We start from the raw sequence: 26709 nt of genomic DNA, 5'->3' as shown, positions 1-26709 counted from the left end.
TATCTTTACTCTACACATGTGGCGATTTGATGTCAACCGCCGATCTTAATTCAATGTATTGATCGTTGGCAGCTTCTCGATCCCTGCTGCATAGTAGAAATTAAGGACACTGAAGAAATCAATTGGCTTTCCTGTCTTTAAATCAACAGCCAAAATATGATCGCCGTAATTTGTCATGTCATCAATGTCTAAACGCCTTGGCGTTGTCTTTCCGAGAGTATCAACAAAGCTGCTATGGTAGTACTGCCCACTAGCAAACGATGATTCATGATACATAAATAATGTCTCCACATCTAAGTAGACAAGAATGGCCTCAGAGGAACTCGCGTATGGAGCAGAGTACGATACTGGTGCCGAAATACTTTTCACTTTTACACTGTCAACAGAATGCGTTCTCTGTTGATATTTTCCATCATATGAGAAATAAAATACTCGCTCCCATTTATAATCAGCGGTCTTAGATTGTTTGTTATACACTTTTGTACCATTTGCGAAAACATCCCCATTGGCATACGCAGCAACAAAGTATTGCAATGTTGATGACAGGGATTCAGCACCTGTGAAATTTGGTGGGTTTTTTGCATTCACCTGTAATGTATATGAGTCTCCAAAGTCTCCACCGCTAGTAATACCAAACGCATAATCACCCGCTGGTAAATTGCTTAACGCAAGCAGACTGCCTGCCGGTTGAATCAGATCCGTTGGATAAGCTTGTCCTTCTTCATAATCAATAACAAATAACTGAACGAAATAATCAGCATTTGGAGAGGTAATCCGGCTGATGAGCGCCTGAGGGGACGATGTACTTAAGAACCATAAATCAACTGGATCTTCCTCGTTTAAAACTGCCGATTGATTAATGGCTAGTCCATCAATAGAGCGAACGGCAGACGTGCGCATCTTTCCATCTGCAGCCGCTTTTCGTTTAATACTTATTCCCTTTTTCTTATCTACTTTAAATGATTTTTTTACTTCCTTCTGTTGAACCGCAGTCCCTTTATCCTGCTTTTCAAACGACTCTTGCACTTGCTGAATGGCTTTTTCAGTCAGTGGCGATACTTTTTCACTTGATTTTGGTGCATCTTCTGCTTTGATTGCTGTTGAAAATAAACCTGTTGTGACCAATAAAATAGACAGTAAGGCGGCGGTGATTTTGACATAAAATGCTCTCACAGGAACATCCCCTTTTCCCTAATTTGGGTTTTTTACCCTGTGATTATTTTACCATTTTTCTAATAATTGTTTTGGACTTTTCAGGAAATTTTTATAACAAAAAACCAGCCGTATGCGTCACGACTGGTTTATTTGATGATTTATGCAATGGTTTTGACAAATAAACGTGCTGTTTCTGCACTTGATCCTGGATTTTGTCCAGTAATGATTTGTCCGTCTACAACGGCGAATGGCGCAAATGCATCGCCTTTTTCAAATGCTGCCCCTTGCTCGCGAAGTTTTGTTTCCAATAAAAATGGAACTTTAGATGTCAGCTGAACAGCATCCTCTTCCTCATTTGTGAATCCTGTTATTTTCTTGCCGTCGATAAATGATTTTCCATCACGATCCTTCACATCAACAAAGGCAGAAACGCCATGGCAAACTGCCCCAACGGCTCCATTTTTGTCTGAAATCGCTAAGATCGCATCGGCAACCAATTGATTGGACGCAAAGTCGATCATTGGGCCATGTCCTCCAGCAAAGAAAATGCCATCATACTCAGCTGGATTTACATCGGTCAGTGCCTTTGTGTCTTGAAGTAATTCATACACATCTTGATATTGTGCTGGAACTCCTTCAGGAATTGAATTTTTATCGATCGGTACTGTTCCACCTTTTATTGAAACAATTTGCACGTTGAGTCCATTTTCTTTAAAAATATGAAATGGCTCGGCTAATTCTTCAAGCCATAAGCCTGTTGGGTGTCCGTTCATTTCTGAGCTGCTTGTTGATACTAATAAAACGTTCTTGCTCAACTTTATCATCCTTTCTATTTATCATGTGGCTATTTTATATTTTGCACAATTAAATATCAAGCAATCAGACTTGGATACAACTCTTTATGTTATACCCGATTTTTTAAAAAATATAGCCTCACTTCAAATCTAATCATTCTGTCACATTCTATTGACAGGGAATTTCATGTAAAATTGTGATGAAATGATATAATATGAGAAACAATTGACAGACCTCTTGCGCTAGAGGGAATTTAAAAGGAGTGGAAAAAGAGATGAAAACCTATTCGATTGTGATGATTATCATCACGCTCTGTATCATATTGGCTGTCTTTTTAATGAATCTTACGGGCGTCATGTATGGAAAAATCATATTGGCTGTCGCTGTTGCCCTTTGTCTTACGTCCATTATTCGTTTGATGGGAATGCGTAAAAGATAAAAGCCGCCCTCTAGGGCGGCTTTACCGTGTAGACAAACCCTCGCATTCCGTGTCAGTCCTGTGCTTCAGTGCTTACCAATGTCAAATTCGCTCCGATGCTCGTCCTTCCTAAACTGCAAAGGTTTTCTATCACGCTGATAGGATTATATAGCCAGGATAAGTGCAATTAATGCAAGAAACGCTGGTAACCCTTGTTTGATGATAATCGATTTATTAGACGTCACACCGCCAAATACTGCTGCGATGAACACACAAAGAACGAAAAATAGCTGAATCATATATCCTACGGTATTCGAACCAAGAATGAGCCCCCAAATGAGTCCAGCAGCTAGAAAGCCATTGTATAGCCCTTGATTAGCAAACATCACTTTCACATTTGGATCCTTTTGTAAGTGTTCAGGCAGATTGAAAGATCTTTTCGCCATTTTTGATTCCATAAAAAACATTTCTAGTAACATGATGACAATGTGCTCTAAAGCGACAATTCCTACTAAAATCATTGCTAAAATATTCAATTTAGTGAATTCCTTTCTGATAGACGGTCTCGTATTTGTATTTTGTCCGTGTATAAATCAAAGTCTTGGATTAGCTCTAACGCCTCATGAAAACGACTTTGTGGAATGTCTTTCATTTTTCTTACACCAAATTCCTTTTTAATAAAAGCCATGATGGTATTAATATGAAGCTTACCGTGGCCATCATACTCTAAATGGCTGCAAAAAGTCTGCATCGTCCCTCGAATCACCTTTAATTGCTTGGCAGTGACACAACTCATTGGTAACGCTCATCCTTTCTTGGTTTTTTAACAACTAAAAAGAACATTGAATGAAAGAAAAACCTTCCAATCTCTATTATATAATGGTTTCATTCGGATATCAAAATAAAAAAGAACAAACATTCGATCAAAGACGAGTCATACGCTAAAAATCCATGTCTTAACGTATCAAAAAGCCGGATTCATGGATAGAATCCGGCTTTTTGTTTAGTTGCTTTTAGAAATTAATACCTTTCCAACAGAACGGTCCTTACTTTGTCCGACGACTTTAAAGGATAGGCCGTATGTTGGCACATCACGTCCTGCATCCGGGTTATTTGGATTCACATAGTTCTTTTTATCACTAAATGTACGCGTTGGGCGGATATAGCGATCCTCTAAGGTTAAGCCTGTTGTCGCTGTATAATCAATATTCAGCTTCGTGCTTGGATTCAAAGAGAATGCTGCATCATGTACTTGGAAACCTGTCGCTGCAATAGAGCCGTCACTCCATTTCAACACTTGTTGATCTGCATCTACGACTCCAAGGAAGCCGTTCCCTGGATGTTTTCCAACCCAGTTATCACTGTACGATTGATCGACGTACCACACGACCAAACCGTTATTATAGCTCATCAGACTTGCTCCTCGTTTGATATGCTTTAAGCCTTTATCGACATCAGCATAAGAGCGCCATTCTAGTAAATAATACTGAGCGGCATATTGTTTTCCATTAGATTGAGAGAATCCGTTAAAAGTGAACGTGGACGTTCCTTCGGCATCATCTGACCACACTTTTGCTCCATCTGCTGTAATCTTTAGATCATCTACAAATAAACCTGGCAGTGAATATCCTGCATCGGTTGTATAGCGGAATTGCAGATCGATCTTCTTCCCTGCATAAGCAGAAAGGTCAAAAGTTGCATCTACCCAGCCATCTGATTTTCCATCGATGCCATTGCCTTCATTCGCTCCTGCCTCATTTCGATCATTCGTAATATTACCAGCAATGGTTGTCCATTTGTCTGTCCCAGTTTCACGAACTTCTACATACGCATAGTCATAATCTTCTTCGATATCGTACCATGCTTTAAACGTAAGCTCGGCTTTGCTTCCCTTCGACAAATCAATCCCTGATGTCGTCATGGTAGCATTCAAATTGTCACCTGTTCCGCTGAAGTATGAATATTGCCCTTGTGCAGGCTGAGTGACCACAATCTCTTTATCTGGCAAATCGACTCGAACCGCATCATGGTTGGTTCCTTTTGTTGCTGCTTCATCGATTAAAACTGTTTTGCTTTTTGTTAATGTCTTACCATCAATGGTTTTTCCAGAAAGCCAATTGCCGCCATGCAGGTTTTGAAGCATTTCTTTTGCATATGGACTAAAACCTGTTGGTTCCGTACCAGGTACTTTACCTGCCCAGCTTCCGCTTGACATGATAGACCAATAAGAAACGGGCTCTCCTCTGCCTGTGTATTGTGTATCGTATTCATCAGGCAGACCAAGATCATGTCCAAATTCATGTGTGAACACGCCTGCTGCGCCATCTTCAGGCTCAATTGTATAATCTAGAGCGCCTAACTTTCCGCCTTGACCCACTTCTGATTCAGTGTTTGGAATCTCAAATACATCACCAAGTGACCAGCGATGCGACCAAATCGCGTCAGAGCCAAGCTGTCCGCCGCCAGCTTCTTCACCTACGCCAGCGTGTACAACCATGAGGTGGTCAATGATACCGTCCGGCTCATTATAAACACCGTCTCCATCCATATCATAGCGGTCCCATTGATCATATTCACCAAGGTCAATGTTTGGATCCTTTGCCGCTGCTTCGAGGGCTTCTTTCACCAATTCGCGCGGTCTGCCGTCACTGCCTGATTCGTCTGGTACGTTCCCGCCATAATATGCTGCTTCATGCTTGGCTGTATACCATCCAGCTACTGTTCCACTAATCGTGTAGCTTCCACCGGACTGCTTTTCATAATACTGCTTCATAGATACTTTTCTTTTACCATCTGGACCGATGTAGCCATTTTTTCCGAAAAGCATATCTTGGTAATGCTGCTGATCGTACTTGTCATAGTACATATCAGTCTCTTCTTTTTTAATACTATTATGCTTATAATCTTTAAAATCTACTAATAATACCAAAACTTTATCATTACGGACGTCTCCTTTATATTTTTCCTTTTTCACCGGCTTTACTTGATTGCCTTCTTTTCCTTTATGCTTCTTTAACTTTTTCTTTTTGGCTAGTTTATTATGTACATTTTGTTTGTATTCTTTTAGGAATTCAGGTTCTTCTGTTAAGGTACTTGCGCTTTGTTTCATCGCTGCTTCTTCTTTTTTCTTTAGGTAGTTCTTTAATGCTTTTTGGGTTTCTGCCTCATTGGCATTCTTTTTGATCTTTCCTTGTTTTTTCAAGGCTTTGATGAGGCGGTCTTCATTGACAACACTTGCGTCGAATGGAATACCTGAATAATGACCGCCATCTGAGGATGTTGACTTTTCTGAGGTGTGGGCAGATAGAGGGGTGCTGAAAGCTGTCAATGTGCCTAAACTGAGGACAGCTGTTAGTGCGATGCTCGTCCATTTCCCTTTTTTCATATTGGTTCCTCCCTAATTTGGTAATAAATAATATCTAATTCTAGCATATTCCAATATACTTAAGTCGAAAAACATTTTATTTTCAGAAACTTTGTGGAAAATGCACAATACGAGATTGAAATAGGTGGAACGAATTGTCGAAAATAAAAGAACCCTAGGCTATAAATGCCTAGGGTGTTTGTTGTTTTTCTATGAAAGCTGCTCTCCTTGATATGCAACAACATCAAGTGGAGCGGCTAAAAATTCTTTTGCCTTTGCGACGAAAGCTTGGAAATGTGCACTTGCATTATGGCTTTGAACCGCTGCTTCATCTTTCCACACTTCGACCATTAAAAAGGTGTTTTCTTTCTCTGTATCCTTGAAAAGCTTGTAGGACACATTGCCTTCTTCTTCCTGTGAAGCTTTCATTAAACCGTTGATTTCTTGTAGAAATACGTTTTCTTTCTCTGGATGAATGGTCATCCCTGCATGAATAATAATCATATGATCGTCTCCCTTTTTTTAAAAATTATTTCCACTCTGTGATGCGATCGATCGGTAAACGGTAAGAAGCATAACCTTCATCAGCCGCTTTCCCAATGGATAGAAGCATAACTGGTACATAGCGCTCTTTATCCCAGCCGAATGTTTCAGCGATGACTTCTTTGTCATATCCGCCAATTGGGTTTGTATCATAGCCATGCGCACGAGCAGCAAGCATCAGCTGCATTGACACAAGTCCACCGTCAATTAAGATCGTTTCACGATTCACTTGCTCTGGAAGAGCTTCAAAATGTGCAGTTAATGCAGCAATTTGTCTTTCTTTTACTTCCTGCGGCATGTAGCCATTTTCTACTGCTTTTGAATAAATTTCTTCTAAGTATTCATTGTTTTTCATATCTGCAAACACAGCGATGACGGCTGATGATGTAGCTACTTGTGTTTGGTTGAATTTTGCGAGTGGTGCAAGCTTTTCTTTTCCTTCTGGGCTGTCAATGACCATGAAGCGCCAAGGCTGTGCATTCACTGATGATGGTGCTGTTGTTGCCTCTTCTAAAATCTCCGTCATTTCTTCTTTGCTAATTTTCACTGCTGGATCATAGTTACGAATGGAGCGGCGCCCTTTCATAATATCCATAAAATCGTTTGTTTTTAATGTTGTAGCCATGTGTAACACTCCTTTAGGTTGTTTGAATCTTCTCGATGTTTTGTTGTATACGGATGAGCACATCAGTGAGAAGCTTTCGTTCTTCATCACTTACGTTTTCAAGCATTTCTGAGATAAATCGTTCTTTTTCTTTTTTAGAAGCTTCGATTCTTGTTCTGCCTTCATCTGTCAGACGAACAAGCGTGACGCGATTATCTTCCGGCTTTCTTCTGCGCGTGACCATTCCTTTTGTTTCTAACTGTTTTAAGTGACGCGTCACAGCCGCACTATCAATATTTACTTTTTTCTGCAAATCGGATTGGCTGATTTCGTCGGCTTGGAATAACAGTGATAGCAACTCCAGTCTTGATTGGCTGATGCCCGTGCATGCTTCGAACTTCACACCCATCATACGGTTCACGCACTGCAAACGATATAATACCTCTGCTTCTTCAGAGCAAAATGCAGTCAATGCCATCCCCTCTTTTCTATTCAGATCAATTAGTTGATATATCAATCATTGACTCGTCAACTAATATACACCCATTGTTTCATGATTGCAAGAGGTTTGTTTCATAAAGTGAAATTTTTTATTTCAATTAAAAAAGACGAGCTTTTGCTCGCCTTAAGAACTTGGTGTCGATGTTGGTCCCACATAGTAGCTGATAAATCCAATGATCATCAAGACTACAAAAATAAAGAGAATGAGTTTGAGCATTCTCATGGTTTATCCCCTCCCACTCATCTAACTTATCATATCTAGAAGAAGCGCTACCTAAAATTTACATAAAAAAGACAAAAGCGATTCATCACTTTTGTCTTCTTCTCTTTATTCTGTAATCACTGTATGAATCAAAGTCGGAGCATCAGCATGGTCAGCGATGCGGATGTTGTCATAAATTTTCTCCATGACATTCGCTACATCCTCACGATTTGCATGCAGCGTCACGAGAGATTCGCCTTTTTCTACACGATCGCCTACTTTTTTGTTGAGCATGATGCCAACAGATAGGTCGATATCGTCTTCTTTTGTTGCACGTCCTGCTCCAAGAATCATCGCTGCAACACCGATTTCGTCTGCGACGATTTCAGCGATCATACCTGATTCTTTTGCCGGCACTTCGATTTGATAAGGTGCTTGTGGCAGTTTTTCCGGTTGATCTACAATCGAGCCGTCTCCACCTTGGTTTTCTAAAAATTCCTTGAATTTCTCAAGTGCTTTGCCGTTTTTCATGACTTCAATTAGCTTTTCTCTTGCTTCATCAAGTGTCTCTGCTTTTTTCGCAAGAACGACCATTTGACTTCCTAATGTGAGCACAAGCTCGTTTAAGTCTTCAGGGCCTTCGCCTTTAAGCGTGTCAATCGCCTCTTTCACTTCAAGGGAATTTCCAATCGCTAATCCTAGCGGCTGAGACATGTCTGAGATGACAGCCATCGTTTGTCTGCCAACATTATTTCCGATACGAACCATTGCTTTTGCAAGCTTCTCAGAGTCTTCAGGTGTTTTCATGAAAGCACCTGCACCTGTTTTCACATCTAATACGATTGCATCTGCGCCAGCAGCGATTTTCTTACTCATAATCGAGCTTGCAATAAGCGGGATTGAGTTAACAGTTCCTGTTACATCACGAAGGGCATACAGTTTTTTATCAGCAGGTGTCAGGTTGCCTGATTGTCCAATGACCGCTACTTTATGACGGTTCACCAGCTCGATGAACTCGTCTTTTGTAATTTCAACGTGGAAGCCTTTGACTGCCTCCAGCTTGTCGACTGTTCCACCCGTATGTCCAAGACCACGCCCAGACATTTTTGCAACAGGTACATCAAGTGCTGCAACAAGAGGAGCGAGTACAAGCGTTGTTGTATCGCCTACACCGCCTGTTGAATGCTTGTCTACTTTAATGCCGTCGATAGCAGACAGGTCAATTGTGTCCCCTGAATTTGCCATAGCGAGTGTTAAATCTGCACGTTCTTGATCCGTCATATCTTGGAAGAAAATCGCCATCGCCAAGGCACTTGCTTGGTAGTCAGGAATTGTTCCGTCCGTATAACCTTTGACAAAGAAAGAAATTTCCTCTGAAGATAATTCTTTTCCGTCACGTTTTTTCGCAATGATATCTACCATTCTCATTGTTTTCACCATTCCTTTTTTAGTTTAGTAAATCAAACCGACAACGCCTGCTGTTAAGAAGCTGACGAGTGTTGCACCGAATAACAGCTTTAATCCAAAGCGTGCGACAACGTTTCCTTGTTTTTCATTTAAGCCTTTCACTGCTCCAGCAATGATACCGATAGACGAGAAGTTCGCAAATGACACAAGGAATACAGAAATGATCGCTTCTGTACGAGCAGTGAAATGAAGACCGTCGCCAGATAGAGCAAGCATCGCTACAAATTCGTTAGATACCATTTTGGTCGCCATAATACTTCCTGCTTGTACCGCTTCACTCCAAGGTACACCAACAAGGAAAGCAAATGGTGCAAACACATATCCAAGTACATCTTGGAAAGAAACACCGATGGCAGCTGTGAAAATACCATTAATCATCGCAATTAATGCAACGAATCCAATCAACATCGCAGCCACAACAATGGCTACTTTGAAACCATCCATAATGTATTCGCCGAGCATTTCGAAGAAAGATTGTCTTTCTTCTTCTACGACTTCAAGCATGTCTTCGTCTTTAGACACTTCATATGGATTGATGATAGACGCAATAATAAATCCACCAAATAGGTTCAGCACAAGTGCTGTAACAACGTACTCCGGTTTAATCATTTGCATATACGCACCGACAATGGACATTGATACAGTCGACATCGCAGATGCACACAATGTATAAAGACGCTGTTGAGGTAATAATCCAAGCTGTTTCTTAATGGAAATGAACACTTCGGATTGACCTAAAATCGCTGACGCTACGGCGTTGTAAGATTCTAGTTTCCCCATTCCATTGACTTTACTAAGCAAATACCCAATTCCGCGTACGATCAGCGGAAGGATACGCCAATGCTGCAGGATACCAATCAAGGCAGAAATGAAGACGATTGGTAGCAAGACATTGATAAAGAAAGTTGACGCATTATCATTCATTAAACCGCCAAATACGAAGTTGATCCCTTCACCAGCATAGCCTAGAAGCATTTGGAATCCTTTTGCAAAGCCCCCGACTAGGAAGTTCCCAACACCTGTATTGAGCAGAATATAACCTAAAATAAATTGCAGTACAATCATGACAATGACTGGACGGAATTTCACTCGCTTTTTCCCGTTACTTGCCAGCCATGCAATGGCGAGAATCACCAGCAAACCGATAATACCAATGACGTATTTCATGTTTTTCCTCCTTGAATGAATTCGTTTACATTAATGTGCTTGTATGGAACAAACCCTATTTCGCAAACAAATTGCGGAAGAAAATCCCAGAAATGAGATCCTTCCGCATATGACTTTTTCATCATCTAATGAGTCATGATTGTTATCCTACCATAGGATCGTATGAATTAATAGTCTTTAGAAGGAGCTGATTGATCCCCTTTAATAATGGAAACGCCTGCACTGGCACCAATACGGGTTGCGCCTGCAGCTGTCATCGCTTCTACGTCTTCTTTTGTTCTCACGCCGCCTGATGCTTTGACACCAATGTCAGGTCCAACTGTTTTACGCATTAATGCGATGTCCTCAGCTGTTGCACCGCCTGTACTAAATCCAGTTGATGTTTTGACGAAATCAGCGCCAGCTTTTACAGAAAGTTCACAAGCTCGTACTTTCTCTTCATCTGTGAGTAAACAAGTTTCAATGATGACTTTCACTAAGGCTTTGCCTTTTGCTCCGTCTACAACGGCACGAATATCTTGTTCAACTGCATCATATTCGCCATCTTTCAATGCCGCAATATTGATGACCATGTCCACTTCAGTTGCACCGTTTTCAATGGCATCCTTTGTTTCAAATGCTTTCACTGCTGTTGTGTTTGCACCTAACGGGAAACCGATGACTGTACATACATCAACGCCTGTTCCTTCTAGTTCTTTCGCCGCAAGAGATACCCAAGTTGGGTTCACACAAACGGAAGCAAATTGATATGTCTTTGCTTCTTCTAGTAACTGCATGATCGCAGCTTTAGATGTATCTGGTTTTAGTGCTGTATGATCAATGAGCTTTGCTATTGTCATGATTCACACTTCCTTTTAAATATGATACTTTCATCTTAAATGACTATTGAACAATTGTAAATATAGTTATGAAATTTTGTTCATCTATTTTGTGACATTTAAAAGAGCTCTTGCTGTGTGCTGATCGATCACCAATACGTTCGCATATTTTCCTCTCAGCGCCCCATGGATAGAGGCAACCTTTCGATGTCCACCAGCCACAAGAATGGAGCGCTCTTTTGTTCTCAAATCATCCAGCTCCACACCGATTGTGCGATTGTTAATCGCTTCACTGCAAATGCGTCCTTCTTGATCATAAAAACGCGAACAGATATCTCCGACACTGGATGTCTTGAGCAGCGCCTTTTCTTCTTCACGGAAATAACCAAGCCTAAACAAAAGCGCCTCATCTCTTACCGTCCCAACAGTAAACACAGCGATATTTGCCTGTTTGCCCATTTCAATAATGCGCTGAATATGTCTGTCCTGTTCAACCATCTCTTTAACGGCGGCACTATCGAACACAACAGGCAGTGGCAAATAGCGTGGTGCCGTTTGAAAAGCTGATGCAAACAGCTGAATCGTTTCCGCAGAATATGTATTCACATGTGAATGGCTGATTCCACCTTTCAACTGAACAACTTCTACCCCTTTTACCTGTTTAGGTTGCATCTTTTGAGCAATTTGATACATCGTGGTGCCCCAGCTCACTCCAACGATATCGCCGTCTTTCACCGTATTCTGAAGATAATCTGCACCAAACCGGCTCAAGTAATCCGTAATCGTTGGATAATCGTCCTTTGGCGAAAATACCACATGAGCCTCGAGCAGATCATATTTTTCTTTCAGCAATAAGGACAGCTCATTTAAATCCTCAAATGGGTCCATCACTGTAATTTGGACGTACCCTTTTTCCTTCGCATACTGAAGCAGACGAGACACCGTTGGCCTCGACAGGTCAAGCTGCTTGGCGATTTCTTGCTGACTGTAATCAGATAAGTAATAGAGCCTTGCTGCTTCAATACTTAATTGCTGTTTCTCCCGATCCATTCGTACGCCTCCTTTTTTCCTCTATCATAACAAATTGTTCACTTCACTATGCACAAATGTTCATTTAAAGAAAATGGTGTAAGCTGCGTGAAAGGTCTCTTGCTTCTCTAAGGTTTGAATGCCGAATTTCTCCTTATACTGCCCGTTCGTCCCTTCCATATCAGCGATCCCATACCAAGGCTCAATACAAACAAAAGGAGCCATTGTTCCCTTTTCTTGATCATATGGAGACCAAATACCAACAAACGGAAAACCACTGAGATCGACCTCAACGCCGTGACCTGCTTGAGAAGTCAATGATACTTGATCAATATGACTAAAGATCATTGCATCGTTCTGAAAAAGTTCTGGGCGAAGTTGAATCGGCTCAAACTCAACACCTTTCTCCTTCTCTCTCACAAGTGAATCATGAAGTTCATATTGAATTGGATCATGTTCGGTGGAAGGTATCAATGTGAGTGAATAATCAGCTGTCTGCTCGCCTTCAACAAGCGGGACATGAAATGCCGGATGCCCGCCAATCGAGAAATACATCGTGCCATCTCCTTCATGAACAATTTCCCAGGAAATCGTTAGTCCATTTTCCGACAGTGCATAACTGATGCGCGCTGTAAATTCATACGGATATTGTGACGTGTGACGGCCATTTGATTGATATTGAAAAATCACCTGATCTTTTGCTTCTTCAAATAGTTCAAAATCAACATCACGCAAAAATCCATGCTGCGAGAGTTGATACGTTTGATCGTCTATCTTGTATTGATCATCCTTCAACCGTCCTACAATCGGAAATAAGACGGGCGACACCCTGCCCCAATAAGCAGGGTCACCAGACCACATATATTGACGTCCACTTTCTTTATGAAGCACCTCTCTCACCTCGGCACCTCTCTCATTGATTTGAACCAATAACAGATCATTTTCAATCGTTTTCATTCAACACATCCCCTTTCCTTCTTTTTTTATTATGACAGGGATTTTCGGTTTGAGTATAAAAATAAGAATCCCTCAAGCCTTAGAATGTTTCTTCATATAAAAAAATTTTAAAAAAGACAGAAATTCGCCAACAAAATGTAATGCTGATTCGTCTAATCTTATATAAAATAAAAGAATCGTTGTTCTTTTGGAGTGACAACAAAAAAGACGCGTTTGACATTGATGGGGGATTCTTTTTCATGAACAGCAAGGAAAACCGTTTACGTTACATATTAGGATTAGATGGGCTGAGAGCTGTTGCCGTTTTGGCGGTCATTGCTTATCACTTACATATTGAACCCGCAAGCGGCGGGTTTCTTGGCGTTGATTTGTTTTTTGTGATTTCTGGTTACTTGATTACAACCATCTTGCTGCATAAGCAGGATTTGGGCTATCAAGAGCTTCTGCCTTTTTGGATGGGCCGCATCAGAAGGCTGCTTCCAGCTGCCTACGTCATGATTTTTTTAATCGTCAGCTGGTGCGCCATTGCTGGTTCAAATGCATTAATGTCCATTCGTGGCGATGCCTTATCGTCCTTTTTTTATGTGAGTAACTGGTGGTACATTTTTCATCAGCTCTCTTACTTTGACAGCTTCAATGCTGTATCTCCACTAAAAAATTTATGGTCTTTGGCGATTGAAGAGCAATTTTATCTCATTTGGCCGGTACTGTTGATTGCTGGACTGAAATGGGTGAAAAATAGATCCCATCTTCCTATGATCACCTTTGGTTTGGCACTTGTATCTGCTTTATGGATGGCCATTCTCTATTCACCGGATACTGACCCGAGCAGGATCTATTATGGAACAGACACACGTGCGTTTGCACTCCTCATCGGGTGCAGTCTTGCATTTGTCTGGCCCATGCACAGACTTTCCAGCAGAAAATTACTTCCTATCGGCAGACGTATGTTACAAATAGCCGGATTCGGTTCGATGGTCATTTTCCTCTTATGTGTTTATGCAGTCGACGAATTTGACGGCTTCCTCTACCAAGGCGGTATGCTTTTATTCTGTTTGAATGCAGCGATCTTAATTGCGTGTGTCTGCCATCCTGCCAGTCTTATTGGGAAATGGCTGTCTTTTCAACCACTCGTTTGGCTCGGAAAGCGGTCTTATGGCATCTACTTATGGCATTATCCAATTATCGTGCTGACCACACCGGTCATTGAGATTGGACAGCCTTCCATGGGACGTGTCACATTGCAGCTCATCGCAATTCTACTCATATCAGAGGCTTCCTATCGTTTGATCGAACAGCCGATTCGTAAACTCGGGTTTAGACACTATTTTGCCTCTTGGTCGATTTGGAAAACAGGAATCAAGCAATGGTCTATGTCCAATAAAGTGTTTCTTGGGATTGCCGCAGTCCTTTTGATTTTATTTACCATTGGCATGTCTAGCTCGTCTCATACATCCCCGCATGCGCAAGAAGTCACACAAATTAAGACAGCGCCCCAAAAGGCAGGCGATCAGACAGAATCAAAAGTGAAGAAAAAGAAAGACAAACATGAGAAAAAAGCAGCGGATCCTAAACAATTTCACCAAGTTCTTGCCATTGGTGATTCCGTCATGTTAGACATTGCTTCAAATTTAGAAAAGGCCTATGAACCCATCACCATTGACGCAAGGATCGGAAGGCAAATGAACGAAGCCATCCGCATCGCCCCTCAATATGCTTCTTTTAACAAGGCTGATGCCGCTGTTATTATTGAGCTTGGCACAAATGGTTATTTTACAGAGGGGACTTTGACCTCATTCATTCAACATTTCTCGAAGGCACATATTTTTCTTGTGAACACTCGCGTTCCAAGAGCTTGGGAAAATGATGTGAATGCAGTCATTGAGCGTGTGGCCAATCAACACCACAATGTGAGCTTAGTCGATTGGCATTCAGCGGCTACCGGACAGCCATCCTATTTTCAGCCAGATGGTGTTCACCTTTCCACAAAAGGCTCTGACACATTGACTGAGCTCATTAAAGCCAGTATCAAGAAAAAAGGTGATGTGTCCTCGGCATCATAAGAAGACTAGCATCCTGTGAAGAGAGATTCAAAAAAGACATGCTTTCCTATGATTGGAGGCATGTCTTTTTTTGTGATGGATGAGCACGGAGCTGCATTATGTTTTACTTTTAAAAGACCAAACGATGACAGGGATGAGAATTAACGATAAAATTCCTCCGCTTAAAGATAATGTAGCATAACTCGTATTCGCCATGACCATTCCTGAAAGGGCACCGCCAGAAGCACCTGCTAACGCAACAAAAACATCGAGTGTTCCTTGGGTTTTTGCCCGGTTTGATGGTTCTGTAGAATCCACTATTTGAGCAGTACCACTAATTAAACCAAAGTTCCATCCCAATCCAAGTAAAGACAAAGCAATGATTAATAGAATCATTGAATCACTTGGTGCGAATGCTGCTAATAAACCAGCAAGTAACAATGTGATGCCCGACGCTATGCTCATAGCTGTTCGTCCTAGTTTATCTACAAGTACACCCGTGATAGGTGAAGGAAGATACATGGCTCCTATATGAAAACCAATCACAATGCCCACTTCGGCTAATCCATGACCATGATGCTGCATATGCACCGGTGTCATTGTCATGAGTGCCACCATGACAATTTGAGTTAAGATCATCACTGTGGCACCTACTGTAAGCCCTTTTTTATCTGTTTTTTTATCAGCAGCATCTGGTTTATTTCCATGCCCATGTTCTGCTTTGTAAGTTGCTATTCTTCGGGCAATGTCTAACGGATCAGGACGCAGCAAAATAAAAAGAACAAGACCAGCTACAATAAATGCTACTGCTGATAAAATAAAAGGACCGGCAAGTGCTGGAACACCAATGGATACTGCAAATTTACCCATCACTTCAACTAAATTCGGACCTGCTACTGCTCCAAATGTTGTCATGACCATTGTTGTACTAATTGCAGTTGCACGCTGTTTAGAATTTGCTAAGTCCGTCCCAGCATAACGCGCTTGTAAGTTCGTGGATGTTCCTGCTCCGTAAATGAAGAGCGATGCAAATAATAAAATGACACTATTCATCATAGCTGCCAGCACAACGCCAATTGCTCCGAGCCCTCCAACAACAAAACCTGTCGATAAACCGATGCGTCGTCCATAACGTTGTGAAAGCTTTCCTACAATGAAAGCTGACCCAGCTGACCCCAAAGTAAATAAAGCGATTGGGACTCCTGCATAGGCTTCAGTTCCAAGCATTTGTTGTGCTAAAATGGCACCTACCGTAATTCCTGCAGCTATTCCAGCCCCTCCAAATATTTGCGATAGACTGACAACAAACAATACTCGTTTATATAAATTTTTCAATTTTTGGGGTGAATCTATATAATTTTTCACTACATCTTTTTCTGTATCTAACACTTGTAAACACCCACTTGAGATTTATTTGCCCAATGTAACCATTATATCAGTTCCGACTACAATCCTTGATTTAAATCTCTTCCACCTCTCGACCATTTACATGGAGAGCAAGCGGTTGTTTTCGGATCATAGACACCTTGTTTTGAAATGGATCATGAATAAAGCGCCCACATGACTGACCTGTACTTTTGAGCTGATGCGTATCTTTTGTCATTTTCTTTTATGCCGTTAAAAGGCTGGCTCTCAATGCTAGTGCGTGCTTTTCCTTCGTTTTTTGATCCACCAACGCAAAATCACCATTCTCATACGCTAATGAAAATAATTCTTCGATATGAAAAACACCTGCCTGAAACTGCTTGCTCAATACATGCAGTGCCACAGCACTGGCGACTTGAGCCGTTGCTTGAGACTCATCGCGACCTTTTATTCCAAGCGCTGCTTGATGAATTTCGTTACCCTTCATTCCTACCGCTTCCACTTTCACTGCATATTGATCTGTACCCATTTGAGCAGATTGAATCAGTGAGATGGCTCGTTCCTTGATTTTCGGCATCGTGAGAAGGGACGTCATTCCGAGTTTCCTTGTGAGAGCAAATGCACGTGTCGCTACGCCAGAATCAAAACAGAGCCTTGTTGTCACAGAAGGCACATGGAGCGTCGAAGGCAATGTTTGCTGGTCAGAGAAAGGGAACTGATAGGCTTGCCGCTTTCCAAGCGTTTTGCCAAAATCAATGCGTTTCCCTCCAGTAAAACTTTTGACTTTCTTTCGCTGATGATTCTTCGTCAGCTCATAATCCGTATGCACATGATCAAGCGTCCATTCAATAGCTGCTTTTCCATGCTGGTCACCTAGCCCAAGCATGATACTAATATCAATTTGCTCCACAGAGGTCAGAATAGATGCCGCCTTCGCTGCAAGCAAATTGGTGAGACCAGGTGCAAGGCCTACGCTCAGCACAGCCGTTGCGTTCAATTGCTGTTGATGGACCTTTGCTAGCTTCTCAATATAGGCTCCTTTTGCCGAAATATCGAGATAATCAATTCCTGATCGTAAGCATGTTTCAGCAAATGACGTGTCATCTTGATCCAGACACATGATCACGAGTCTCGTTTCAGCCATCCAGTCCGTATCCATTGGTTGTCTGACGTCTATCTGAAATGGACGTACACGCCCATTCGTTTGGCGTGCAAATTGTTCAGCCTTCTCATAACTTCGGCCAGCCGCAAAGACTTGCCCAGGATACACGTCACTTAATTGAAGACATATTTGCTGCCCCACATGTCCATAACCGCCTATCACCATCACTTTTGACCTCATTTTCCAACCGCCTTTCTATTGCCTCTTTTACAAACAATCCCTTTGATCATGCCCGCTTGAAAATAAGGTCTGATGTCTTGAAATCCTGCTTCGGTTAATTGTGCTGTCATCTTTTCTTCAGACACGGGATATGTTGTGACACCCAGCCTTTCTCGGAAGGACGTAAACACTTCCTTTCCCAAGCCTTGACGCTTCATGAATAGAGAAAGCATATGAAGTTCCTGCTGAAATGTCGGCGTTTCCGGGTCTCCTTGAATAAACGCCAACATGAGAGGAGCACCTGGTTGAAGCCGGCGGGCGATCTCCTGTAAAAAGGTCAGCTGATCTTTTACAAAATGAATGACTAGCAAACTTACTGCTGCATCATACAACTTTTCAATCGGCACTTTGTCTAAGGCCATCTCATACCATGTGACGCGATCTTGCATATGAAGCTGTGCCACTCTGCGCTTGGCCATCTCAAGCATGGTTGGAGATGGATCAACCCCTGTGATATGCCAGTCTTTATTTCTTTGAAGCATGTTGATGATCTCTTCGCCCCCACCTGCTCCGACTGTTAACATGCGAGAAGCCGCTCCCATTAATTCGATTTCTACTCTATCCACTGTCAGCTCATGCAAAAGATGATAGCCCGGTACTTTATGTGCAATTGTCGCTGCATAGGATTCAGCAACAGGATCATGCCAATGTTGATTTACACTCATATGTCTTCTCCTCCAGTTTCCTCTTTGCTTCGTTTCCTTTACACTAACGGTATGTTATCTTCATTGTAAGAAGATAGATGAGAAAAAACGATCCCTAAAAGTAGGGATATTGAGGAGGAGATCAAATGAACAATCCAGCCGCTCATTTTCAGCAGCTGAGAAAAAGCATTCGAGATGAACTTGCTGCTATCTGTGATTTTGATGCTGCCTGTATCACAACCATTGATCCAGCTACTCTCCTCTCGACGGGTTCTTTTACAGATGAACCGATTGAAGCCATACATAACGAGCTGTTTCAAAATGAATATTTAAAAAAAGATGTGCACCAGCATGAAGATCTTGCGAAAGGTCCTGTCCACGCTGCCAGTCTCGTCCAAAGCGGAGAATACCTCAATAGTGGTCGATACCAGCACATTTTGTTACCTAACGGATGGGCAGATGAATTGCGGGCAGCCCTTGTGATTCAAGGTGAATGCTGGGGAATTGCCAGCCTTTATCGAAAAAAGGAGAAAGAACCTTTTCATGAACAAGATATACAAGCGGTTAGTCGCCAAACACCAGCACTCGCAGCCAAGCTGAGAGATGAACTTTTTAAAAGAAGAGAAACGGAAGAAGATGAAACGGCGGAACACCAAGGCTTCCTCATTCTTTCACACGATTACCATCTTCTTTATGGAAATGAAACTGGACTTCATTGGCTCCACACCTTCCAAACCTTTGAGCAAATTCATGACGGTGCCATCATGCCCCGTCCGTTTAGAGCATTAGGTGCTAAGCTTTTATATGGCGGCGGTGACCAAACAGCGGTCAGCATCACCAGAATGCCGACAGGGCGTTTTCTCTCTCTTCAAGCATTTCGTTTAGCACAGGCAGCCGGGGAGGAAGAGGCTGTCATGATTCATATTAAGCGAGCTCAAACAAGTGAAATCCTTCCTTATATAGCGAAAACATATCGGCTGACAGAAAGAGAAATGAACGTCCTTGACTGTTTAATAAAAGGACAATCCACAAAAGAAATTGCCAGTACGTTATTTATCTCGCCTCATACGGTGCATGATCATGTAAAGGCGATGCTCGAAAAAACAAATTTGAACAGCAGACGTATGCTTGTTTACTTTTTCTCACACATATAAAAAAGCGGCTACCTCATTGGTAGACCGCTCTTTCTTTATTTTCCGATGACTCGCTCATGCAGGACATGTGCGACTCCTGCTTCGTTATTGGATTTTGTCACAACATCCGCAACTGCTTTGACATCTTCAATGGCATTTCCCATCGCAACGCCACAGCCCGCAAATTCTAGCATCGACACGTCGTTCCCATTGTCACCAATCGCCATCACTTCTTCACGAGAAATCCCAAGTTCATGCGCTAGAAGCTTCACGGCATTCCCTTTGCTCACATCAGGATGAAGAATTTCTAGGAAGAAATCTGTGCTTTTTACCATCATGTACTGATCCTTCACTTCAGATGGAATGGCTTGTATCGTCTTTTCCAAACGTTCCGGCTGATCAATATACATCATCTTCGGAAGTCTCATGGATGGGTCTGCCTCTTCGACAGGTAAATACTTAAGCGGCAATTTCGTTAAATACGATTCAAGTACCGTGTATTCACTAATATCCCGATTTGGTGTGTATAGATGAGCCGAATCGAAATAATGCATAGGTGTATCCAGCTGACGGCTCAGTTCATATAAAGAAGTCAAATCATCATAGGATAAAGTTAATTCTGATACGACTTCATTTGTATGGCTGTTTTGTACAAGCGCTCCATTATAGGCGATGACATAATCCCCCTCTTGATCAAGCTGCAGCTCTTTTAAATAGCGGTGCACCCCGCCAATCGGCCGGCCTGTACATAAAACAATTTTAACGCCTTCTGCCTTCGCCTGTTGAATCGCAGCGAACACCTCATCCGGCACCATATGCTGATCATTTAATAACGTACCATCCATATCAATTGCGACTAATTTATACATTCACTGCTCCCCTTTTCTCAGCAAAACATGCTGTCACTATTTTGAGTGATCATCTACATGATCACATGCTGTTCATCATACTATGTACCTATTTTAGCCTATCGTTTTTTTCTCACACTGTCTACTTGTTCATATCTGTAACAAAAAATCACTTCATCCTCATCTATTATAACCTATTCTATGAAATCCGCTGTGAATAGGACAGACCTGTCATTTTAACAGTATGAAAAGGAACAAATGTTCATCGGAGAATATTTTGAAACTAGCAAATCTAATTGTATGATGGATAGCAAAGAAAGGAGGTGCAGGGAATGATTACATTTACGAGAGGCAAATTGTCAAAAATGTCTGGTGTACATATTGAAACCATTCGTTTTTATGAAAATGAGGGTGTGCTCCCCGAGCCTAAGAGAGCACATAACGGCTATCGTTTATATGATAAAAAATATGTACTCATGCTATCCTTTATCACTGAAGCAAGAAAGCTAGATTTTTCACTCAAAGAAATTCGAGAAATTATCACGTCACTATTCGAGAAACAGTCGAAAACAGAAGCGGAACAGCTGCTCGAACAAAAAGTAGAAGATATTCAAAAATCCATTCAAGAGTTAAAAAAGAGGAAGGCGGCCATTCAACTGTTAACGAAACAAACATTAGCTAACATTAGTTAATTGTAGAGGCTGCCAAAGATGTGCCGGTATTTTTTACTGGCACCCCTCTGCGCCTAGCTGTTAAGTACACGTTGTATGAAAACATCAGGTATACTAGAGACAGCTTGACGTGACATCAATCGTATGGAAGGGGTTATGAATAGAATGAGAATAGCAACCATTGGAACAGGTGTGATTGTGGAAGGTTTCCTCCAGGCAATTGAACAGCTTGAAGGTGCTTCTTGCCACGCTGTCTATTCAAGGAAGGAAGCTACGGCAAAGAAACTCGCAGATCAATTTGGGGTGCAAACGACTTATACGGATTTAACCGCTATGTTAGAAGATCCCCACATAGAAGCGGTATATATCGCATCACCCAATCGTTTACATAGCGAGCATGCCACGGCTGCATTGAAACACGGAAAACATGTGATTTGCGAAAAGCCTTTTACCTCTAATGTGAAAGAGCTAGAAGCCTTAATCGCTCTCGCAAAGGAAAAGCAGCTCTTCCTATTTGAAGCCATTACGACCGTTCATATGCCCAACTATCATTTAATCAAAAAACACCTTCATCAATTAGGCAGAATCAAACTCGTTCAATGCAACTATAGTCAATATTCAAGTAAATATAATCAGCTGCTCGCCGGGGAAACGCCGAATGTCTTTAACCCAGAGTTTTCTGGCGGTGCCCTCATGGATATTAACATTTACAATGTTCATTTCATTATGAATCTATTTGGTTCACCGAAAGACATTCGTTACCAGGCCAACCGCCATCCAAACGGCATCGACACATCTGGTGTTTTAACTTTTACTTACAATGATTTCATCGCCACAAGTGTTGGCAGCAAAGATACAAGCAGTATGAATTTCGCTTTGATTCAAGGGGAAAAAGGGTTCCTGCATGTGAAAAATGGTGCGAATGGCTGTGAGGAAGTGTTGCTGCATATAGGAGACCAAGTCACTTCACTCAATGCACAAACCAATTCAAACCGCCTGTTTTATGAAGCGGAAGCATTTCAGCATATCATTGAAACAGGAAATGTCGAAAAGTGTTATGAATGGCTTGATGACAGTCTTTCTGTCATGAAGGTTCTTGAAGCCGCTAGGAAAGACGCCGGTATTGTTTTCCCAGCGGATCATGCTTAAATAAAAAAACCGCCTTCTGATGAAAAGGCGGTTTTTTGACATTAGATACTCTTTGAATATGCCACCAGACGCTGAGACATATGATTCACTTCATCAACTGAAGCGTTCACTTGCTCTGTTAAAGCAGCCTGTGTTTGCGTAAGAGCTGTCATATTGGAGATATTTTCAAGAATTTGATCGATTTGTGTTTTCATTTCAGTTAAACTAGATTCGATATTTTCTGTCGCATTGGCACTATGAAGCGCTAGCTTACGCACTTCATCGGCAACGACTGAGAAACCGCGTCCCTGCTCGCCTGCTCTTGCTGCTTCAATCGCGGCATTCAAACCAAGCAGATTCGTTTGGTTTGCCACTTCTTTGATTAAGTCTGAAATGTTCTTCGTCTCATCTGCACTGTTTTTCGCCAGATTAGCAGCAGACGTTGACTGCTCTTGAGCGACAGCAAGCTCTTGTGCTTGGTTTGTCACAGAACTGATGCCAGATACCATTTCACTAATAGAACTTGAAAGCTGCTCTACTTGAGAAGCCATTTCATTCGCTGTTTTTTCTTTATTTTTTTCTAACGTAATATCACGAATCGTTCCTGCGACACGTAAAGGGACACCCTTCTCATCACGAATGGTTTCACCGCCCGCATGATACCAGCGATACTCGCCATTTTTACTCTGCAATCTATAATCAATGTCAAATGGTGTGCGGCCAGAATGGTCATTTAAGTGATCCGCAAAAGCTTGGAGAGCCGATTCTTTATCTTCAGGATGCAAACGATCACTCCAGCTGCTCAACACGTTCGGGAAATCCTTTTCATCTGTAAAACCAAGCGTTTTTCTAAACTGTGGAGACCACCAGAATTCATTGTTTGGATTGACAGGATCGCCAGCCTCTACAACCATATCCCAAGGCGCTTCCACAAGCGCACGGTTGATCAAGTCATATCTTGTCACGAATGCTTGCAGCTCTTCTTCTTTCAATTTCTGATCATGAATATCAAAAAGAGCCCCTGCCACACGAAGAGGTACACCATTTCGATCTCGAATCGTCGTTCCAGTTGCTTTGAACCAGCGATAATCGCCATTTTTCAACTTCAGACGATACTCGATATCATACGGTGTACGGCCAGAATGATCCAATAAATGCGTAGAGAATGCATTCAAGGTGTATTCCTGCTCATCTGGATGAATTCGAGATGCCCAGCTGTCTAAGACATTCGGAAAATCGTTTTCATTTTGGAAACCTAGCATTCTGCGGAAATCATCCGTCCATGTGAATTCGTTTTTTGGATTCACAGGATCTCCTGCTACAACCGTCATATCCCATAGACCCACTTGAATGGCTTTTGTCACTAAATTCATACGCATATGAATATCTTCTTGCGCTTCTTGCATCTTTTGCAACGCTTCATTTATTTGAGCCACTGCTTCTATTGTTTGACTAAAAGAGAATGCAGCAGTATCAATTCTGGCTGAAAAATCTCCCTTCTCAATTCGTTCAACTAATTGACTGCTTTCACTTAGAAGGGCTCCCGACGATGAATCACTTGCTTTTCTCATAAACATCTTCAATAACTCCTTTCATTCTTCCATACTTTTTTGAAATATTTTACAGTTATAAACAATTCTTTATTAGGACTTTAGTAATACAAAAGATATATCGACAAAAACTGAAAATTGTTTATGTCAGAATGAAGGCAAATGTTCATTTTTTCACGAAGTTTTAGATTTTGGGGATGGGTCATGGAAAAGATTTATGGAAGAAAACGGCTCATTTGATAGAATCAACCGCCTATTTTGTCTGAAAAATCTCTTTTTTTATATTGACACTGACCGCTCGAAAAAAGAAAATGGAACATAAGCATTTTAAAAAAGGAGAACGTCATGAGCGCGAATCAGGAACAACACGAATTAAAAAAGCTTTTATCGCCGCGTCATATTCGCATGATTGCGATGGGCGGGGTCATTGGTACAGGAATCTTTAAAGGAAGTGCCGATACAATCGGCTTAGCAGGTCCTGGAGTTATCTTTTCCTATGTATTTGCTGGATTGCTTCTTCTCATTGTCATGGCGGCTTTAGCTGAAATGGCCATCGTCTACCCGGGGAATAACCTTCGCGACCTCATACAGATTGCGCTTGGTCAACGTTTTTCATTTGTTGTCGGATGGGTTTACTGTTTTATGTGGCTCACTGTATGTGTCATTGAAATCATTGCAGCGGGGAGTTTACTTCAATATTGGATGCCAAACGTACCTTTATGGTCTTTATGTTTACTTTGCTCGCTCTTAGTCATCGGAATTAATTTAAATAATGTAAAATACTTTGGTGAAATTGAGTTTTGGTTCGCTGGAATGAAGATTTTCGTTATTATTGTGTTTATTATTCTCGGTGCTGCATTATTATTTGGAATCATTCCGAGCGAACAAAGCACGCCTGTTCTCACCAATTACCAAAACTTTGTCCCGAACGGATGGGGTGCTGTCTTTGCCTCATTATTAGTGGTGATCTTCTCGTATGGAGGCTCTGAATTGATCGGGCTGACCATTACAGAAACAAAGGATGCAGAAAAGGTGTTACCTGGTGTTGTCAAAAGTATGATGTGGCGCATCATCTTGTTTTACACACTGCCGATTTTGATTATTTGCGGACTCATTCCTTGGAATCAAATCGATCCGAATAACAGTCCTTTTGTCCAAGTCTTTTCAGCAGCTGGCATGCAGGGTGCCTCTCACTTCATTAATTTCGTCTTAATTACAGCTGTTCTATCTGCCGCCAACTCTGGTATTTACGGTACGACGAGAATGATTCATTCTCTATCTAAATCAGACGGCGGTCCAAAAAAGCTGGCACAGGTCAACAAAAGAGGTGTACCTATTTTAAGTTTATGGGTGACCGTTCTGTTTCTTTTAATCGGAACATTCTTTGCTTACTTGTACCCAGATCAAATTTTCAGCTATATGCTGGCTATCCCTGGTTTTGCGGTTTCTCTTATTTGGATCAGCATCTGTCTGGCTCATTTGAAACTGCGTCCAAGATATCCGCAGGAACCGTATTTCAAAGTTTGGTTATTTCCGTATTTCACTTTATTTGCTGGTCTTGTACTCAGTGTCAGTTTTGTTCTGTTCCTATTCAGACCAGAGAACTTACCTAGCTCGATTATCAGTATCGGTTTCTTAGCAGCCGCCATCATTGCTTCATTCTTAATGAAAAATTAGCCCTTTGTCTTCTTTTCAGCGTGATAGAAAACCTTTGCAGTCTAGGAAGGACGAGTACTGGCGCGGAGCGAATTTGACATTCGTGAGCACCAGCGCGCAGGACTGACACCGAATGCGAGGGTTTGTCTACACGCTGAAACCCGCCTCAGTGGCGGGTTTTTTCATGAGCAGCTGCTGTGACTTCGAAATCGACAGACGCTTTAGGGATGCCGTTGATGATGATGGTTAATGTATGAATGCCCTCATAGTGCTTTCTCGTTGTCATATTTTGAAACGACTGTGACCGGACAAATTCTCTATACAGCGCCGATCCTGTTTCAAATTCTGTGATTTTAAATACCTTTTGATTGCGTGTACCACGAGCTTTCACGTAATCAACGGCATACTCTACGCGCAGCTTTAATGGCTTATCTGCCTGAAGAATAAAATGAAAGGTCAGCTTCTCTCCAATACGAACGGGGTCTTGCGTCACCTTCAAATCAATTACTTGGATAGACGGATCATCTCCATAGCCAAATAAAGCCATGATATCTGGATCGCCTTTTTTCAATAACGTACGGGATGCATGTTTGACAATCCAGTTTGTATGTTCATTGGTTCCATACCAGCTTTTGACCATTTGCTTCATGAGGTCTGGCTGAATTGCAGAAATATCATTTAAATGATTCGCTACACTTTTTTGCACATACTTGGCCGAATCTGACTTCAAATTTTCTAAAATGGGCAGCGTGACAGAAGGGTCCTTTTTCAGCGCAGGGACGGATAATCCCCACGGCAAACGAGGCCTGCATCCTTCACTAGCGAGACGGCGAATATGTTCATTTTGATCCTGTGACCACACAAGCATCTGCGCCAGCATTTTCTCTTGATCTCGAATGAGAAAAGGTCGAACGGCAAATTCAGCAGTGGAAAACGGTGTAAAGAATTCAAGTGCTTTGATCGAGATATCCCAATGGTCAACACCATATGTCTCGACGTAGTCTGGAAATACAAGCGCACTGAGCCCTGTAAAATGCGGTGCTGTCTGACGCAGTACATCGATTGCCTTCTCATAATCCTCAGGCAGACAGGCGTGCATCGATTCAGTTACTCTTCTCATTCGTCCTTTTAACTCGAGCTGCTCCCAATCCTCTTGAAACACAAGCTGCTGAAAGTGATCAGCATCAAATACAGTTGACGCTTGCGCAAGTTTTTCTGCTAAATGTAGAATAAATGGTTTATTATATACATGTTTTAAAGGTTCGATCGTG

24 protein-coding genes and 1 pseudogene are annotated in these 26709 nt (G+C 41.8%); 6 read left to right on the top strand and 19 right to left on the bottom strand.

Annotated elements, in window-relative coordinates:
* Positions 1–45: 45 nt before the first annotated feature.
* The gene (locus tag ASG46_RS07660) at positions 46–1173 is read right to left on the bottom strand and encodes a hypothetical protein (RefSeq protein WP_056704036.1); all 1128 of its coding nucleotides are present in this window, start codon (positions 1171–1173) and stop codon (positions 46–48) included.
* A 140-nt stretch (positions 1174–1313) separates the two neighbouring features.
* A complete protein-coding gene (locus tag ASG46_RS07655; protein WP_017358640.1) occupies positions 1314–1970 on the bottom strand; it encodes a type 1 glutamine amidotransferase domain-containing protein in 657 nt (218 codons plus the stop codon).
* Positions 1971–2197: 227 nt separating this feature from the next.
* Between ASG46_RS07655 and ASG46_RS20915 the strand changes: the two are divergent.
* Positions 2198–2389 (top strand): annotated as a pseudogene (locus ASG46_RS20915) (hypothetical protein); the annotation flags it as partial.
* Positions 2390–2532: 143 nt separating this feature from the next.
* On the opposite strand, the gene ASG46_RS07650 reads toward ASG46_RS20915, so the two are convergent.
* The 11 genes from ASG46_RS07650 to ASG46_RS07600 all read right to left on the bottom strand — a co-directional run bounded on the left by ASG46_RS07650 (position 2533) and on the right by ASG46_RS07600 (position 13020).
* Positions 2533–2904 carry a DUF1304 domain-containing protein gene (locus ASG46_RS07650; RefSeq protein WP_007498006.1) on the bottom strand — a complete coding sequence of 124 codons (372 nt, stop codon included), beginning with the start codon at positions 2902–2904 and terminating at the stop codon, positions 2533–2535.
* Positions 2901–3164, bottom strand: a complete 264-nt coding sequence (locus tag ASG46_RS07645; protein WP_008345710.1) for an ORF6C domain-containing protein — start codon at positions 3162–3164, stop codon at positions 2901–2903. The genes ASG46_RS07650 and ASG46_RS07645 overlap by 4 nt, the downstream gene beginning before the upstream one ends.
* A gap of 207 nt (positions 3165–3371) precedes the next feature.
* On the bottom strand, positions 3372–5753 hold the full coding sequence (locus ASG46_RS07640) for an immune inhibitor A domain-containing protein (RefSeq protein WP_041508006.1): 2382 nt from the start codon (positions 5751–5753) through the stop codon (positions 3372–3374).
* Between the two features lie 189 nt (positions 5754–5942).
* Complete coding sequence (locus ASG46_RS07635; RefSeq protein WP_041508007.1) at positions 5943–6236, bottom strand: putative quinol monooxygenase; 294 nt, start codon at positions 6234–6236, stop codon at positions 5943–5945.
* 25 nt (positions 6237–6261) lie between these two features.
* A complete protein-coding gene (locus ASG46_RS07630) occupies positions 6262–6900 on the bottom strand; it encodes a nitroreductase family protein (RefSeq protein WP_017368360.1) in 639 nt (212 codons plus the stop codon).
* Positions 6901–6913: 13 nt separating this feature from the next.
* Positions 6914–7357 (bottom strand): MarR family winged helix-turn-helix transcriptional regulator, encoded by a 444-nt coding sequence (locus tag ASG46_RS07625; protein WP_045033720.1) that lies wholly within the window; start codon positions 7355–7357, stop codon positions 6914–6916.
* 351 nt (positions 7358–7708) lie between these two features.
* The gene (locus tag ASG46_RS07620) at positions 7709–9010 is read right to left on the bottom strand and encodes a pyrimidine-nucleoside phosphorylase (protein WP_056704033.1); all 1302 of its coding nucleotides are present in this window, start codon (positions 9008–9010) and stop codon (positions 7709–7711) included.
* A 24-nt stretch (positions 9011–9034) separates the two neighbouring features.
* The gene (locus ASG46_RS07615) at positions 9035–10216 is read right to left on the bottom strand and encodes a NupC/NupG family nucleoside CNT transporter (RefSeq protein WP_017358632.1); all 1182 of its coding nucleotides are present in this window, start codon (positions 10214–10216) and stop codon (positions 9035–9037) included.
* 167 nt (positions 10217–10383) lie between these two features.
* The gene (gene deoC, locus ASG46_RS07610) at positions 10384–11055 is read right to left on the bottom strand and encodes a deoxyribose-phosphate aldolase (protein WP_056704031.1); all 672 of its coding nucleotides are present in this window, start codon (positions 11053–11055) and stop codon (positions 10384–10386) included.
* Between the two features lie 84 nt (positions 11056–11139).
* Positions 11140–12084: a sugar-binding transcriptional regulator gene (locus ASG46_RS07605; protein ID WP_039164987.1), complete on the bottom strand. Its 945-nt coding sequence runs from the start codon at positions 12082–12084 to the stop codon at positions 11140–11142.
* A gap of 60 nt (positions 12085–12144) precedes the next feature.
* Positions 12145–13020, bottom strand: a complete 876-nt coding sequence (locus tag ASG46_RS07600; protein ID WP_056704026.1) for an aldose 1-epimerase family protein — start codon at positions 13018–13020, stop codon at positions 12145–12147.
* Positions 13021–13259: 239 nt separating this feature from the next.
* Between ASG46_RS07600 and ASG46_RS07595 the strand changes: the two genes are divergently transcribed.
* Positions 13260–15083: an acyltransferase family protein gene (locus ASG46_RS07595; protein ID WP_056704024.1), complete on the top strand. Its 1824-nt coding sequence runs from the start codon at positions 13260–13262 to the stop codon at positions 15081–15083.
* Positions 15084–15179: 96 nt separating this feature from the next.
* Here ASG46_RS07595 and ASG46_RS07590 read toward each other — a convergent pair whose 3' ends face one another.
* The 3 genes from ASG46_RS07590 to ASG46_RS07580 all read right to left on the bottom strand — a co-directional run bounded on the left by ASG46_RS07590 (position 15180) and on the right by ASG46_RS07580 (position 18473).
* Positions 15180–16451 carry an MFS transporter gene (locus tag ASG46_RS07590; protein WP_047947042.1) on the bottom strand — a complete coding sequence of 424 codons (1272 nt, stop codon included), beginning with the start codon at positions 16449–16451 and terminating at the stop codon, positions 15180–15182.
* Positions 16452–16671: 220 nt separating this feature from the next.
* Entirely contained in the window at positions 16672–17769 is a 1098-nt protein-coding gene (locus tag ASG46_RS07585) for a saccharopine dehydrogenase family protein (RefSeq protein WP_056704021.1), read from the bottom strand.
* Positions 17766–18473 carry a class I SAM-dependent methyltransferase gene (locus ASG46_RS07580; RefSeq protein WP_056704018.1) on the bottom strand — a complete coding sequence of 236 codons (708 nt, stop codon included), beginning with the start codon at positions 18471–18473 and terminating at the stop codon, positions 17766–17768. Before ASG46_RS07580 ends, ASG46_RS07585 begins: the two co-directional genes overlap by 4 nt.
* A 125-nt stretch (positions 18474–18598) precedes the next feature.
* On the opposite strand from ASG46_RS07580, the gene ASG46_RS07575 reads away from it, so the two are divergent.
* Positions 18599–19606: a helix-turn-helix transcriptional regulator gene (locus ASG46_RS07575; protein WP_024719209.1), complete on the top strand. Its 1008-nt coding sequence runs from the start codon at positions 18599–18601 to the stop codon at positions 19604–19606.
* A gap of 35 nt (positions 19607–19641) precedes the next feature.
* Here the strand turns inward: ASG46_RS07575 and yidA are convergent, their stop codons facing one another.
* Positions 19642–20454, bottom strand: a complete 813-nt coding sequence (gene yidA / locus ASG46_RS07570) for a sugar-phosphatase (RefSeq protein WP_024719208.1) — start codon at positions 20452–20454, stop codon at positions 19642–19644.
* Positions 20455–20765: 311 nt separating this feature from the next.
* Between yidA and ASG46_RS07565 the strand changes: the two genes are divergently transcribed.
* Both ASG46_RS07565 and ASG46_RS07560 read left to right on the top strand, forming a co-directional pair.
* Complete coding sequence (locus ASG46_RS07565; protein ID WP_007498034.1) at positions 20766–21125, top strand: MerR family transcriptional regulator; 360 nt, start codon at positions 20766–20768, stop codon at positions 21123–21125.
* A gap of 144 nt (positions 21126–21269) precedes the next feature.
* Complete coding sequence (locus ASG46_RS07560) at positions 21270–22253, top strand: Gfo/Idh/MocA family protein (RefSeq protein WP_008345742.1); 984 nt, start codon at positions 21270–21272, stop codon at positions 22251–22253.
* Positions 22254–22294: 41 nt separating this feature from the next.
* Here ASG46_RS07560 and ASG46_RS07555 read toward each other — a convergent pair whose 3' ends face one another.
* Positions 22295–23809: a methyl-accepting chemotaxis protein gene (locus tag ASG46_RS07555; protein ID WP_056704015.1), complete on the bottom strand. Its 1515-nt coding sequence runs from the start codon at positions 23807–23809 to the stop codon at positions 22295–22297.
* A 318-nt stretch (positions 23810–24127) separates the two neighbouring features.
* Between ASG46_RS07555 and ASG46_RS07550 the strand changes: the two genes are divergently transcribed.
* Complete coding sequence (locus ASG46_RS07550) at positions 24128–25459, top strand: amino acid permease (RefSeq protein ID WP_056704012.1); 1332 nt, start codon at positions 24128–24130, stop codon at positions 25457–25459.
* A 145-nt stretch (positions 25460–25604) separates the two neighbouring features.
* On the opposite strand, the gene ASG46_RS07545 is transcribed toward ASG46_RS07550, so the two are convergent.
* Positions 25605–26705 carry a DNA alkylation repair protein gene (locus tag ASG46_RS07545; RefSeq protein ID WP_056704009.1) on the bottom strand — a complete coding sequence of 367 codons (1101 nt, stop codon included), beginning with the start codon at positions 26703–26705 and terminating at the stop codon, positions 25605–25607.
* Between the last annotated feature and the right edge of the window lie 4 nt (positions 26706–26709).

Source organism: Bacillus sp. Leaf49 (genome assembly GCF_001426125.1).
GTDB classification, from domain to species: Bacteria; Bacillota; Bacilli; order Bacillales; family Bacillaceae; genus Bacillus; species Bacillus altitudinis.
Note: the sequence above shows the minus strand (reverse complement) of the source record. Positions and strands in the feature narration are given on the sequence as shown.

Bases quoted from the DNA above. Each gene is read 5' to 3' on its own strand.
- ASG46_RS07645 (WP_008345710.1), bottom strand. From the start codon at position 3,164: ATGAGTTGTGTCACTGCCAAGCAATTAAAGGTGATTCGAGGGACGATG.
- ASG46_RS07640 (WP_041508006.1), bottom strand. From the start codon at position 5,753: ATGAAAAAAGGGAAATGGACGAGCATCGCACTAACAGCTGTCCTCAGT.
- ASG46_RS07635 (WP_041508007.1), bottom strand. From the start codon at position 6,236: ATGATTATTATTCATGCAGGGATGACCATTCATCCAGAGAAAGAAAAC.
- ASG46_RS07630 (WP_017368360.1), bottom strand. From the start codon at position 6,900: ATGGCTACAACATTAAAAACAAACGATTTTATGGATATTATGAAAGGG.
- ASG46_RS07625 (WP_045033720.1), bottom strand. From the start codon at position 7,357: ATGGCATTGACTGCATTTTGCTCTGAAGAAGCAGAGGTATTATATCGT.
- ASG46_RS07620 (WP_056704033.1), bottom strand. From the start codon at position 9,010: ATGAGAATGGTAGATATCATTGCGAAAAAACGTGACGGAAAAGAATTA.
- ASG46_RS07615 (WP_017358632.1), bottom strand. From the start codon at position 10,216: ATGAAATACGTCATTGGTATTATCGGTTTGCTGGTGATTCTCGCCATT.
- deoC (WP_056704031.1), bottom strand. From the start codon at position 11,055: ATGACAATAGCAAAGCTCATTGATCATACAGCACTAAAACCAGATACA.
- ASG46_RS07605 (WP_039164987.1), bottom strand. From the start codon at position 12,084: ATGGATCGGGAGAAACAGCAATTAAGTATTGAAGCAGCAAGGCTCTAT.
- ASG46_RS07600 (WP_056704026.1), bottom strand. From the start codon at position 13,020: ATGAAAACGATTGAAAATGATCTGTTATTGGTTCAAATCAATGAGAGA.
- ASG46_RS07595 (WP_056704024.1), top strand. From the start codon at position 13,260: ATGAACAGCAAGGAAAACCGTTTACGTTACATATTAGGATTAGATGGG.
- ASG46_RS07585 (WP_056704021.1), bottom strand. From the start codon at position 17,769: ATGAGGTCAAAAGTGATGGTGATAGGCGGTTATGGACATGTGGGGCAG.
- ASG46_RS07580 (WP_056704018.1), bottom strand. From the start codon at position 18,473: ATGAGTGTAAATCAACATTGGCATGATCCTGTTGCTGAATCCTATGCA.
- ASG46_RS07575 (WP_024719209.1), top strand. From the start codon at position 18,599: ATGAACAATCCAGCCGCTCATTTTCAGCAGCTGAGAAAAAGCATTCGA.
- yidA (WP_024719208.1), bottom strand. From the start codon at position 20,454: ATGTATAAATTAGTCGCAATTGATATGGATGGTACGTTATTAAATGAT.
- ASG46_RS07565 (WP_007498034.1), top strand. From the start codon at position 20,766: ATGATTACATTTACGAGAGGCAAATTGTCAAAAATGTCTGGTGTACAT.
- ASG46_RS07560 (WP_008345742.1), top strand. From the start codon at position 21,270: ATGAGAATAGCAACCATTGGAACAGGTGTGATTGTGGAAGGTTTCCTC.
- ASG46_RS07555 (WP_056704015.1), bottom strand. From the start codon at position 23,809: ATGTTTATGAGAAAAGCAAGTGATTCATCGTCGGGAGCCCTTCTAAGT.
- ASG46_RS07550 (WP_056704012.1), top strand. From the start codon at position 24,128: ATGAGCGCGAATCAGGAACAACACGAATTAAAAAAGCTTTTATCGCCG.